Genomic DNA, 11,583 nt, shown 5'->3' with positions numbered 1-11,583 from the left:
ACTGTCAAGTGATTATTTTCTGAAGTTTTCCAAGTTTCCTTTTCAACTTCAACCACTTGCGCTTCAGATCTCTCGTCAGCGGGAGGCGAATTCTACAGCGTTACACGCTGCTGTCAACACCTCTTTTTCAACTCCCTTTCGGCTTCGATGAACTGAAGCAACCCGCTGCCGAAAACTGCGTAACTCATTGTTTACCAAGGAGTTTTCCGTTTCGACTGCGCCGGAAGTGGGGCGAATTATAGGCTTCTAGAATTCGCCGTCAACCCCTTATTTCAGCTTTATTCGGATTTGAGCGTAATACGCGCAAATGCCTTCTTCCCGGCCTGGCAAACATGGGTCGCGCCCAGTGCATATATAAAGGTGCGATCGACAACTTCACCATCTATACGCACACCACCGGAACCCAGGAGATCTCGAGCCACCGCCGAGTTCTTGACCAGTCCTGCTTTATTAAGGACAGCAGCGATCGGCATATCCTCAGCAGCAGTCAATTCGATTTCCGGCAGATCATCCGGCAGCTCGCCATCTTTCATGCGGTTACCGGCGGCACGGTGAGCATTGGCCGCAGCCTCCTCACCATGGAAGCGCGCAACGATCTCTTCAGCCAGCTTGATCTTGATGTCACGCGGATTGGCACCCGCCTCTACATCGGCACGGAACGCATTGATCTCATCCATTGAACGGAAGCTGAGCAGCTCGAAGTAACGCCACATCAGCGCATCCGGAATGGAGACCAGCTTGCCGTACATCACACCCGGCGCTTCCTGGATACCGACGTAGTTGCCCAAGGACTTGGACATTTTCTTCACGCCATCCAGACCTTCAAGCAACGGCATGGTCAAAATGCACTGGGCCTCCTGACCATAACCACGCTGCAACTCACGCCCCATCAGCAAGTTAAACTTCTGATCGGTGCCGCCGAGCTCGACGTCTGCGCGCAGAGCTACCGAGTCGTAACCCTGGACCAACGGATAAAGGAACTCATGGATAGCGATTGGCTGATTGGTGGTGTAACGCTTGTCGAAGTCATCGCGCTCGAGCATGCGAGCCACGGTGTACTGCGAAGTCAGGCGAATGAAGTCGGCCGGCCCCATCTGATCCATCCAGGTGGAGTTGAATGCCACTTCGGTTTTTGCCGGATCGAGAATCTTGAACACCTGAGTCTTGTAGGTCTCGGCATTCTCGAGGACCTGCTCGCGAGTGAGCGGCGGACGCGTGGCACTCTTGCCGCTCGGATCGCCGATCATCCCGGTGAAGTCACCAATCAGGAAGATCACCTGATGCCCCAGCTCCTGGAACTGGCGCAGCTTATTGATAAGCACGGCGTGACCCAAGTGCAGATCCGGAGCGGTTGGATCGAAGCCCGCCTTAATACGTAGCGGCTGGCCACGCTTGAGCTTTTCAATCAGCTCGGACTCGACCAACAGTTCTTCCGCACCACGTTTGATCAGCGCTAGCTGCTCTTCAACCGACTTCATAACAGACCCGCAAGGCTCAGATTCAAAGGGAACCAACCATACAAGATCGCGCGTCAAATACAAGGTTTGCCCGGCGCACGGACGCCAATCCACAGACAGAGCGCCTGCGGACTTGCTTCAGAGATGATTTGGTTATATTTTATACAGTTATTTCATCTTCATCATGTCATTCATCTTTTCCAATTCATCTTTTTCAAAGTCAAAACCACTTATGACCACAGAATCGTCTAAAGCGCCGCCGCTTTACCCGAAGACCCACTTGCTTGCCGCAAGTGGCATCGCCGCCCTTCTCAGTCTGGCGCTCCTGGTATTCCCTTCCAGCGATGTCGAAGCCAAAAAGACAACCCTGAGTCTTGAACTGGAAAGCCCTGCTGAACAACTGACACAAGATCAAGACGCTGCTGACGCCGTTCAAGCCACAAATGAACCAGCAACCTCCCCCTTCGCGCAGATCGACAACAGCGCCGAAGACACTCAGGAAACCGCTCAGGCCGAACCTGTACCAGCACCTGCGCCGGTCGTCGAAGAAAAGAAGCCGGCAAGCCACAGGGAAGTGATCGTCACCAAGGGTGACACCCTCTCGACACTGTTCGAGAAGGTCGGCCTCCCGGCCACCTCAGTGCATGACGTGCTGGCCAGCGACAGGCAGGCCAAGCAGTTCAGCCAGCTCAAGCACGGGCAAAAACTCGAATTCGAACTGAGTCCTGACGGTCAGTTGACCAACCTGCACAGCAAGCTCAACGACCTCGAAAGCATCAGCCTCACCAAGAATGACAAGGGCTACACCTTCACCCGCACTACCGCGAAACCGACCGTGCGCTCCGCCTATGTACACGGCGTGATCAACAGCTCGCTGTCGCAGTCCGCAGCCCGGGCCGGCCTGTCTCACAGCCTGACCATGGACATGGCCAGTGTGTTTGGCTACGACGTGGACTTCGCCCAGGATATTCGCCAGGGCGACGAGTTCGACGTGATCTACGAGCAAAAGGTGGTCAACGGCAAGGCCGTCGGCACTGGCCCGATCCTGTCGGCGCGCTTCACCAACCGCGGCAAGACCTACACCGCCGTGCGCTACACCAACAAACAAGGCAACAGCAGCTATTACACCGCTGACGGCAACAGCATGCGCAAGGCGTTCATCCGCACACCGGTGGACTTCGCCCGCATCAGCTCGAAATTTTCCATGGGCCGCAAACACCCGATCCTGAACAAGATCCGCGCCCATAAAGGCGTCGACTACGCAGCGCCGCGCGGCACGCCGATCAAGGCTGCCGGCGATGGCAAGGTATTGCTGGCCGGCCGCCGTGGAGGCTACGGCAATACCGTAATCCTCCAGCACGGCAACACCTACACTACGCTCTACGGCCACATGCAAGGCTTCGCCAAGGGCGTGAAGACTGGCGGCACAGTGAAACAGGGCCAGGTGATTGGCTATATCGGCACCACTGGTCTCTCCACCGGCCCGCACTTGCACTATGAATTCCAGGTCAATGGCGTGCACGTTGATCCGCTGGGCCAGAAAGTAGCGATGGCCGATCCGATCTCCAAAGCAGAACGCGCGCGCTTCCTCGCGCAGAGCCAACCGCTGATGGCGCGCATGGATCAGGAAAAGTCCACCCAGCTAGCTTCGGCCAAGCGCTAAGTCATGGCGCTCTATATAGGTGTGATGTCCGGAACCAGCCTGGATGGCCTGGATATCGCACTGATCGAGCAAGCCCCGGCGATCAGACTGATCGCCTCCCACTACATCCCGATGCCCGACTCCCTGCGCGCCGAGCTGCTCGGCTTGTGCGCCAGCGGTCCGGACGAAATCGCCCGCTCCGCCATTGCCCAGCAGAACTGGGTGAAACTGGCAGCCCAAGGGATTCATGCCCTACTCGCTCAACAGCAACTGAAGCCTGACGACATTCGTGCGATTGGCAGCCATGGCCAGACCATCCGCCACGAACCGGCACGCGGTTTCACAGTGCAGATCGGCAACCCGGCCCTACTGACGGAGCTGACAGGCATCACCGTGGTCAGCGACTTCCGCAGCCGCGACGTCGCTGCCGGCGGACAGGGCGCACCACTGGTTCCCGCCTTTCACGAAGCCTTGTTTGAAGAGCGGGCCGGTAATCGCGCAGTGCTGAACGTTGGCGGTTTCAGCAACCTCAGCCTTATCGAGCCCGGCAAGCCGGTCGCCGGTTTCGACTGTGGCCCGGGCAATGTGCTGCTGGACGCCTGGATTCACCAGCAACGCGGCGACCACTTTGACCGTGACGGCCAATGGGCTGCCAGCGGCAAGGTAGAACCGGTGCTGTTGAATGCCCTGCTCAGTGATCCGTTCTTTGTGACCAAAGGCCCGAAGAGTACCGGCCGGGAAGTGTTCAACCTGCCATGGCTGACACGGCATCTGGCACAACTGCCAGCCTTCGCCGCCAAGGATGTTCAAGCGACGCTGCTTGAGCTGACCGCGCTGACCATCATCGAATCACTGCAAAGCGCCCAGGCAGACACGCAGGAACTGCTGGTCTGCGGCGGTGGCGCCCACAACACTGCCTTGATGAACCGCCTGGCCAGCCTGCTGCCAAACGCCAGCGTCAGCAGTACCGCCACTTACGGCGTGGACCCCGACTGGGTCGAAGCCATGGCCTTCGCGTGGCTGGCTCATTGCTGTCTCGAAGGCATCGCAGCCAACCGTCCGAGCGTTACCGGTGCCCGCGGCTTGCGTGTACTCGGCGCTATCTACCCCGCATAAATCCTGTACACAACAAAACGCCGCAAGGCCTTGAGGCCGTGCGGCGTTCTGTGAAACAGGTGTGCTGATCAGATCGAGAACGAAGAACCGCAGCCACAGGTAGTGGTCGCATTCGGGTTCTTGATGACGAAACGCGAACCTTCCAGACCTTCCTGGTAGTCCACCTCGGCACCTGCCAGGTACTGGAAGCTCATCGGATCGACAACCAGACTCACCCCTTCGCGCTCGACGATGGTGTCGTCATCGGCCACTTCTTCATCGAAGGTGAAGCCGTACTGAAAACCTGAACAACCGCCGCCCGTAACGAATACGCGCAGCTTCAAGCGATCATTCCCCTCTTCATCGACCAGGCTCTTCACCTTGTGCGCGGCACCGTGAGTGAATTGCAAAGCCGTGGGGGTGAAGGATTCGACGCTCATGCTGACTATCTCCCGGCGTTACGCCGTCATATTGCGTGATGACGCGCATTATCCGCTTCTCCTAGAAAAGCGGTCAACTATTGTTATGGTATATCAACCAATCCAATCGCCGGCCCGGAATGCAAAAAGGCCCGTCAGACGGGCCTTTTGCTGTACGCGATAACGCTTACGGCAGCATGCCGGCGTGGGACAGGCCCAGACGCTCATCCAGCCCGAACAGAATGTTCATGTTCTGTACCGCCTGACCCGAAGCGCCTTTGACCAGGTTGTCGATCACCGACAGTACAACCACCAGATCGCCATCCTGAGGGCGATGCACGGCAATACGGCAGACGTTGGCGCCCCGTACACTACGAGTCTCCGGATGGCTGCCGGCCGGCATCACATCGACGAACGGCTCGTTGGCGTAACGCTTTTCAAACAACGCCTGCAGATCCACCGAGCGATCAACAACGGTTGCGTAGAGCGTGGAGTGAATGCCACGAATCATCGGCGTCAGGTGCGGAACAAAGGTCAGGCCGACGTCCTTGCCTGCTGCACGACGCAGCCCCTGGCGAATCTCCGGCAGGTGACGGTGACCTTTCACCGCATAGGCCTTCATGCTTTCCGACGTCTCGGAGTACAGCGAGCCTACGGAAGCACCTCGACCGGCACCGCTGACGCCGGACTTGCAGTCAGCAATCAGATGCGCAGCATCGGCCAGGCCTGCTTCGAGCAATGGCAGGAAACCCAATTGCGTTGCAGTCGGGTAGCAGCCCGGCACGGCAATCAGGCGCGCTTTCTTGATCTGTTCGCGATTGACTTCCGGCAAGCCATAGACCGCCTCGTCCAGCAACTCCGGTGCACCGTGCGGCTGGCCATACCACTTGGCCCATTCATCCGCGTCTTGCAGACGGAAGTCGGCCGACAGGTCGATGACCTTGGTCCCGGCCGCCAGCAACTCGCCAGCCAAGGCATGGGCAACACCGTGCGGTGTGGCGAAGAACACCACATCGCAGGCACCCAGGGTCTTGATGTCCGGAACACTGAACGCCAGGCCGTCGTAATGGCCTCGCAGGTTCGGGTACATGTCGGCTACGGCCAGGCCGGCCTCGGATCGGGAAGTGATGACAACCACCTCAGCTTGCGGATGTTGCGCCAACAGACGCAGCAGTTCGACACCGGTGTAACCCGTGCCGCCGACGATACCGACCTTGACCATAAACCTGCCCTCAACGAACCCACTGGAAAGCCGTCGATAATAGGGGCCGCGCGGCCCTGCGACAACCGTCAAGGTGACGTGCGGACGCTCAAGCCTCTACTATTCGGGTTACCGTGAATTGGGGGAATGACTAAAATGCTCTATCTGTGGCTCAAAGCGTTTCATATCGTCAGCGTCGTGTGCTGGTTTGCCGGGCTGTTCTACCTGCCACGACTGTTCGTTTATCACGCACAAAGTGAAGACACGATCAGCAAGGAACGCTTCAGCGTCATGGAGCGCAAGCTGTACCGGGGCATCATGGGCCCGGCGATGATCGCCACGCTGATCTTCGGCGGCTGGCTCGTCTACCTCAACCCAGGCATCTTCAGCCAGGGTGGCTGGATTCACGCCAAACTGACCCTGGTCGTGCTGCTGATCGGCTACCACCACATGTGCGGCGCCCAGGTAAAACGTTTTGCCCGTGGCGAGAACACCCGCAGCCATGTCTTTTATCGCTGGTTCAATGAAGTGCCGGTTCTGATATTGCTGGCTATCGTAATTCTGGTCGTCGTTCGGCCGTTCTAAATCCAACAGGCACCACTCACCGGGGTACTTCCAATGTCGCTGCCCGCTCTGCTCGAACAACGTTTGCGCCTGCCTGTGGTGGCGGCGCCGATGTTCCTGATTTCCAATCCACAATTGGTACTCGCCTGCTGTCGCCAGGGCGTGGTCGGCAGCTTCCCGGCGCTGAACCAGCGCGAAAGCAGCGGTTTCAAGGCCTGGCTGGAAGAAATCGAAGCCGGGCTGGCGACAATGGAAAACCCCGCGCCTTATGCCGTGAACCTGATCGTCCATAACAGCAATCCACGTTTACAGGCGGATCTTGAGATCTGCGTCGAACACAAAGTGCCGATCGTGATCACCAGCCTCGGTGCCGTAAAAGAACTGGTCGACGCGGTGCACAGCTACGGCGGCCTGGTGTTCCATGATGTGACAACTCGTCGTCATGCCGAGAAAGCGGCCGAAGCCGGCGTGGATGGCTTGATCGCCGTGGCTGCCGGCGCCGGTGGACACGCAGGGACCTGGAGCCCGTTCTCGCTGATTGCCGAAATCCGCCAGTTCTTCGACAAAACCCTGTTGCTGGCCGGCTGCCTGAACCACGGCCACGAAATTCTTGCCGCTCAATTGCTCGGCGCGGATTTGGCCTACTTCGGTACACGATTTATCGGCACGACGGAAAGTCACGCGCCCGACGCCTACAAAGAAATGCTGCTGACATCCAAAGCGGCAGACATCATCCATACTCCAGCAGTGTCAGGTGTCCCCGCGAGTTTCATGCGCCAGAGCCTGGAGGCCGCCGGTTTCGACCTGTCCGCCTTGCAAGGCAAGGGCGAGATCAACTTCGGTTCCAAGCTCAAACCCGTGAGCGATGAGGCCAAAGCCTGGAAGACCGTTTGGTCTGCAGGCCAGGGCGTGGGAGAAATCGAAGACTTGCCGAGTGTCGAGCAGTTGATTGCACGCCTCGACGGGGAGTACCGCCAAGCCCTGGAGCATGCCGCCCGGTTGCCCAAACGCTGGCCGCGCTGACAGCAAATCTTGGCCAGTCTTGCCCGGCTGGTCTTACACTCACCTGGGCACTACATTCTTCTTTCAACCTCTCGCGACAAGGATGCCTCGCAATGGGCGAAAATCATTTCAAGATCGTATTCGAGGGTGGCTTGCTACCCGGTGTCGACATCACCACGGCAAAGCTCAATCTCGCCGAGCTGTTCAAAAGCGATGTCGCAGCCATCGAGCGTTTATTCGCCGGGCGTCCGGTAGCGCTCAAACGCAACCTGTCGCAAGCCGATGCCCAGACCTATCTCCAGGCGCTGAGCAAAACCGGTATCGACGCCCGCATCGAAGCCGAAACGCCGATCGAGCTGAACCTCGCCGACGTGCATGACCATGCTCCGGCCGGCAGCCAGGCGTCTTTTGCAGATCCGCAGTCCCCTTACGCGCCGCCTCGCGCACCGGTCGGCGAAGCCGTGGCGGAATTCGCCACGCTCAAGCCATTCAGTTTCGATGGCCGTATCGGCCGCTTGCGTTACCTCGCCTGGACGCTGGTGCTGTCAACTGTGCTCCTGGCCGTTTGCGGGGTGTTTGCCTTGGTCGCCCTGGCTCTCATCGGCGCGGATTCGACCGCCGGCCTGATATTGGCCAGCTTGCTGGCCTTGATCCTCTTCGTCGGATTTATCTATGTCAGCATCCAGATCACTGTTCAACGCTTGCACGATGTCGGCTGGTCCGGCTGGTTGTGGCTGCTGAACCTGGTGCCGTTCGTTGGCAGTTTCTTTCCCCTCGTGATCATGGTCGTGCCGGGCAACGACACCGCCAACCGCTACGGTCCGCCGCCTCCGCCGAACAGTACCGCGGTCAAGGTATTGTCTTCGCTGTGGCTGATCGTTATCGCGCTGGTTCTGTTCGGCTCGCTGGCCGGCGGTCTCACGGCGATACGGGAAGGATACGAAAACGCCGCCCAGAGCAGCTACGAAAGCAGTTCGGTCACCACCGATGAAATCGACGTCGAGGTCGAACCGGTACCAAATTCCACCAACGATGCAGCCGAAGAGGCCCAGCCCCCTGTAGACTCTGCGAAAGAATGAACAGCGCTCCTGGCCCGTGACACCTGCGTCGCGGCGCGGAGCTGTTGCGATGGAGAACTGCATGACCCGTTACGCTCTGATCACCGGCGCCTCCAGCGGTATCGGCCTGGCAATGGCCGAAGCGCTGGCCCGGCGCGGCCGCAGCCTGATTCTGGTGGCCCGACAACGTGATCAGCTGGAAAGTATTGCGATTGAACTGACCCAAAGGTTCGGCGTGGAAGTGCTGTTCCGTGCCTGTGACCTGGGCGAACCGCTGCGCCTGTCCGGGTTCCTGCTGGAGCTGGAAGAAGGCGACCGGCAGATCGATCTGTTGGTCAACTGCGCCGGTATCGGCACATGCGGCCCGTTTCTGGCCCAGGACTGGATGACCGAGCAAGACCTGATCGAAGTGAATATCCTCGCCCTCACCCGCCTGTGCCATGCCATCGGCAACAGCATGGCCCTGCAAGGCGGCGGGCAAATTCTGAATGTGGCCTCGGTGGCGGCGTTTCAACCCGGGCCATGGATGAGCACGTACTACGCCAGCAAGGCGTATGTGCTGCACTTTTCCGAAGGATTGCGCGTCGAGCTGAAAAAGTGTGCGATCAAGGTTTCGGTGCTCTGCCCCGGGCCGACTCGAACGGCGTTTTTCCGTACCGCGCAACTCGACAGTGAAAAACTGACCAACAGCAAACTGCTGATGAGCCCCGAGGAAGTGGCGCTCTACACCGTGCGCGCACTGGAAAAGAATAAAGCGATCATCATTCCCGGGCGGCGCAACCGCTGGTTCGCCCTCCTGCCGCGGCTCGGCTCGCGCTGGCTGACTCGCACAATCGCCGGCATGGTCAACAAGGCCTACTGCCCGCGCTGATCCAACCCAAGGTAAAAGGCTGGGCGCAGGCATACGCCATGAGTACACTCAGGCCAGCCCAAACAACGGAGAAAACAGCTGTGGATACTCTGTTCACCAAGATCATCAACCGGGAAATCCCGGCGAAGATCATTTACGAGGACGACCAGGTACTGGCCTTCCACGATATCGCCCCGCAGGCACCGGTGCATTTTCTGGTCGTTCCGAAGAAGCCGGTGCGCACCCTCAACGACCTCACAGAGGACGACAAGGCACTGGCCGGACACATTCTGTTCACCGCCCAGCGCCTGGCACTGGAACTGGGCTGCGAAAAAGGTTTCCGCGTCGTCATGAACTGCAATGAAGAAGGCGGGCAAACCGTCTACCACATTCATATGCACGTGCTGGGTCAGCGCCAGATGCACTGGCCGCCGGGCTGATTGCGCCAAACCCTGTGGAAGCGGCTCACAGCCGCCTCCACAATTGGCATCACAACACTGTCACAGCCTCTGCATCACAATGACCCAGCGCAAACCTTCCCCGGCCGATTGGGTTAAACTGGCCGCCGAAATTCCCCCCGGAGGTCAGCATGACTACCCAACGTCACTACTCGCCGATTGACCGCCTGCTGCTGCAAGCCGATGCCGCGATGCGCACCCTGCTGCCCTTCAGCGGCCAGCCGTACCGCCCGTCGCCCGCCATCGTGCAGCCGGATGCAAAAATGAGCGACGAAGACACGCGCCACGTTGCCGGCCTGATGCGCATCAACCATACCGGCGAAGTCTGCGCCCAGGCGTTGTACCAGGGACAGGCGCTGACCGCCAAGCTGCCGCAAGTGCGTGCTGCGATGGAGCATGCCGCCGAAGAAGAAATCGATCACCTGGTCTGGTGCGAACAACGCATCCATCAACTGGGTAGCCATACCAGCATCCTCAACCCGCTGTTCTATGGCATGTCGTTCGGGATTGGTGCAGTGGCCGGCCTGATCAGCGACAAAGTCAGCCTGGGGTTCGTGGCGGCAACGGAAGACCAGGTGTGCAAACACCTGAACGAACATCTGGAGCAATTGCCGGCCGAGGACGAAAAATCCCGGGCGATTCTTGAGCAGATGCGCATCGATGAAGAACAGCATGCCGAAAGTGCACTGGATGCCGGCGGGTTCCGCTTTCCGGCACCGGTGAAGTTCGGGATGAGCCTGATGGCCAAGGTAATGACCAAGAGTACTTATCGGATCTGACTCCGTTTTTTGTAGGAGCGAGCTTGCTCCGGGCGGCGTTCCGACGAAGGACGTCAACGATAACGCGTGTTTTCTGGATAAACGTGTCGCCCTCAGGTCCATCGCGAGCAAGCTCGCTCCTACAAGAACCAGAATAAAAAAAGGCGACTGCCGTGAGGGAGTCGCCTTTTTTGTGCCCGAGAATCTTACGCCATGTTGCGCGCGTAGAAGATTTCGAGCATTTCGTGTTTCACCCGCTCGGTCACCTGGGCGCGTTGCTCAGAGGACAGATTGCTGGTGGCGTCGCCGAACAGGTAGTTATCCAGTTCGAAGTTCTTCAGCAGCATCTTGGTGTGGAACAGGTTTTCCTGGTACACGTTCACGTCGGTCATCTGGTACGCGTCGTAAGTGTCGTCGGAGAGGTAGTTCTGGATCGAATTGATCTCGTGGTCGATGAAGTGCTTTTTGCCTTCAACGTCACGGGTGAAGCCGCGCACACGGTAATCCACGGTCACGATGTCCGAATCGAACTGGTGAATCAGGAAATTGAGTGCTTTAAGCGGTGAAATGACCCCGCAAGTCGACACGTCGATGTCCACACGGAAGGTTGCAATACCGCTGACCGGATGGATTTCCGGGTAGGTGTGCACCGTGATGTGGCTCTTGTCGAGGTGGGCCAGAATGATTTCGGGCAGTGGGCCCGGAGACTCTTCGATCTGACTGTCGGTCGGGGTTACCGGCTCTTCCGAGATCAGGATCGTGACGCTGGCGCCCTGCGGCTCATAGTCCTGACTGGCAATGTTCAGGATGTTGGCACCAATGATATCGACAACTTCCGTGAGGATCTGCGTCAGGCGTTTCGCGTTGTACTCTTTATTGATGTACTCGACGTAAGCCTGCTGGTCTTGCGGGGTTTCCGCGTAGCAGATGTCATAGATGTTGAAGCTCAAGGTCTTTGTCAGGTTATTGAACCCGTGGAGCTTGAGTTTGCTTTTCACCGTTAAAAACTCTCTATGTGTTTGCGGCCCGGCCGCGTGATCAAGCATGCCCGTCAGATGCGAACAACGCACCTGCGTAGG

12 protein-coding genes are annotated in these 11,583 nt (G+C 58.5%); 8 read left to right on the top strand and 4 right to left on the bottom strand.

Going from position 1 to position 11,583, the window contains the following annotated elements; all coding sequences use genetic code 11:
- Positions 1–278 precede the first annotated feature (278 nt).
- Entirely contained in the window at positions 279–1,478 is a 1,200-nt protein-coding gene (gene tyrS, locus ACM6J5_RS25915; RefSeq protein WP_414929600.1) for a tyrosine--tRNA ligase, read from the bottom strand.
- A 211-nt stretch (positions 1,479–1,689) separates the two neighbouring features.
- Between tyrS and ACM6J5_RS25910 the strand changes: the two genes are divergently transcribed.
- Together ACM6J5_RS25910 and ACM6J5_RS25905 are read left to right on the top strand one after the other, a co-directional pair.
- On the top strand, positions 1,690–3,120 hold the full coding sequence (locus ACM6J5_RS25910; RefSeq protein WP_095946122.1) for a peptidoglycan DD-metalloendopeptidase family protein: 1,431 nt from the start codon (positions 1,690–1,692) through the stop codon (positions 3,118–3,120).
- A gap of 3 nt (positions 3,121–3,123) precedes the next feature.
- A complete protein-coding gene (locus tag ACM6J5_RS25905) occupies positions 3,124–4,215 on the top strand; it encodes an anhydro-N-acetylmuramic acid kinase (protein WP_095946121.1) in 1,092 nt (363 codons plus the stop codon).
- A 68-nt stretch (positions 4,216–4,283) separates the two neighbouring features.
- Here ACM6J5_RS25905 and erpA read toward each other — a convergent pair whose 3' ends face one another.
- Both erpA and argC read right to left on the bottom strand, forming a co-directional pair.
- On the bottom strand, positions 4,284–4,634 hold the full coding sequence (erpA, locus tag ACM6J5_RS25900) for an iron-sulfur cluster insertion protein ErpA (protein ID WP_007906865.1): 351 nt from the start codon (positions 4,632–4,634) through the stop codon (positions 4,284–4,286).
- A gap of 166 nt (positions 4,635–4,800) precedes the next feature.
- The gene (gene argC, locus ACM6J5_RS25895) at positions 4,801–5,835 is read right to left on the bottom strand and encodes an N-acetyl-gamma-glutamyl-phosphate reductase (protein ID WP_007980174.1); all 1,035 of its coding nucleotides are present in this window, start codon (positions 5,833–5,835) and stop codon (positions 4,801–4,803) included.
- Between the two features lie 135 nt (positions 5,836–5,970).
- Here argC and hemJ point away from each other — a divergent pair, with 135 nt between their 5' ends.
- From hemJ to coq7, 6 genes are all read left to right on the top strand, one after another.
- The gene (gene hemJ, locus ACM6J5_RS25890) at positions 5,971–6,399 is read left to right on the top strand and encodes a protoporphyrinogen oxidase HemJ (RefSeq protein WP_095946120.1); all 429 of its coding nucleotides are present in this window, start codon (positions 5,971–5,973) and stop codon (positions 6,397–6,399) included.
- A 33-nt stretch (positions 6,400–6,432) separates the two neighbouring features.
- Positions 6,433–7,401 carry an NAD(P)H-dependent flavin oxidoreductase gene (locus ACM6J5_RS25885; RefSeq protein WP_414929595.1) on the top strand — a complete coding sequence of 323 codons (969 nt, stop codon included), beginning with the start codon at positions 6,433–6,435 and terminating at the stop codon, positions 7,399–7,401.
- A 92-nt stretch (positions 7,402–7,493) separates the two neighbouring features.
- Positions 7,494–8,459 (top strand): DUF805 domain-containing protein, encoded by a 966-nt coding sequence (locus ACM6J5_RS25880; protein ID WP_414929594.1) that lies wholly within the window; start codon positions 7,494–7,496, stop codon positions 8,457–8,459.
- Between the two features lie 61 nt (positions 8,460–8,520).
- The gene (locus ACM6J5_RS25875; protein WP_414929593.1) at positions 8,521–9,309 is read left to right on the top strand and encodes an SDR family NAD(P)-dependent oxidoreductase; all 789 of its coding nucleotides are present in this window, start codon (positions 8,521–8,523) and stop codon (positions 9,307–9,309) included.
- Positions 9,310–9,389: 80 nt separating this feature from the next.
- Positions 9,390–9,728: a histidine triad nucleotide-binding protein gene (locus ACM6J5_RS25870; RefSeq protein WP_007986008.1), complete on the top strand. Its 339-nt coding sequence runs from the start codon at positions 9,390–9,392 to the stop codon at positions 9,726–9,728.
- A gap of 149 nt (positions 9,729–9,877) precedes the next feature.
- Positions 9,878–10,525: a 2-polyprenyl-3-methyl-6-methoxy-1,4-benzoquinone monooxygenase gene (coq7, locus tag ACM6J5_RS25865; RefSeq protein ID WP_008051652.1), complete on the top strand. Its 648-nt coding sequence runs from the start codon at positions 9,878–9,880 to the stop codon at positions 10,523–10,525.
- Between the two features lie 185 nt (positions 10,526–10,710).
- Here coq7 and speD read toward each other — a convergent pair whose 3' ends face one another.
- Entirely contained in the window at positions 10,711–11,502 is a 792-nt protein-coding gene (speD, locus tag ACM6J5_RS25860) for an adenosylmethionine decarboxylase (protein WP_007986012.1), read from the bottom strand.
- Between the last annotated feature and the right edge of the window lie 81 nt (positions 11,503–11,583).

It is taken from the genome of Pseudomonas sp. IT-P74 (assembly GCF_949768175.1).
Taxonomy (GTDB): Bacteria; Pseudomonadota; Gammaproteobacteria; order Pseudomonadales; family Pseudomonadaceae; genus Aquipseudomonas.
The sequence above is the reverse complement of the archived record's forward strand: the minus strand, read 5'-3'. Positions and strand labels throughout refer to the sequence as shown.

Bases quoted from the DNA above. Each gene is read 5' to 3' on its own strand.
- argC (WP_007980174.1), bottom strand. From the start codon at position 5,835: ATGGTCAAGGTCGGTATCGTCGGCGGCACGGGTTACACCGGTGTCGAA.
- ACM6J5_RS25910 (WP_095946122.1), top strand. From the start codon at position 1,690: ATGACCACAGAATCGTCTAAAGCGCCGCCGCTTTACCCGAAGACCCAC.
- ACM6J5_RS25880 (WP_414929594.1), top strand. From the start codon at position 7,494: ATGGGCGAAAATCATTTCAAGATCGTATTCGAGGGTGGCTTGCTACCC.
- ACM6J5_RS25875 (WP_414929593.1), top strand. From the start codon at position 8,521: ATGACCCGTTACGCTCTGATCACCGGCGCCTCCAGCGGTATCGGCCTG.
- tyrS (WP_414929600.1), bottom strand. From the start codon at position 1,478: ATGAAGTCGGTTGAAGAGCAGCTAGCGCTGATCAAACGTGGTGCGGAA.
- ACM6J5_RS25885 (WP_414929595.1), top strand. From the start codon at position 6,433: ATGTCGCTGCCCGCTCTGCTCGAACAACGTTTGCGCCTGCCTGTGGTG.
- ACM6J5_RS25905 (WP_095946121.1), top strand. From the start codon at position 3,124: ATGGCGCTCTATATAGGTGTGATGTCCGGAACCAGCCTGGATGGCCTG.
- coq7 (WP_008051652.1), top strand. From the start codon at position 9,878: ATGACTACCCAACGTCACTACTCGCCGATTGACCGCCTGCTGCTGCAA.
- hemJ (WP_095946120.1), top strand. From the start codon at position 5,971: ATGCTCTATCTGTGGCTCAAAGCGTTTCATATCGTCAGCGTCGTGTGC.
- erpA (WP_007906865.1), bottom strand. From the start codon at position 4,634: ATGAGCGTCGAATCCTTCACCCCCACGGCTTTGCAATTCACTCACGGT.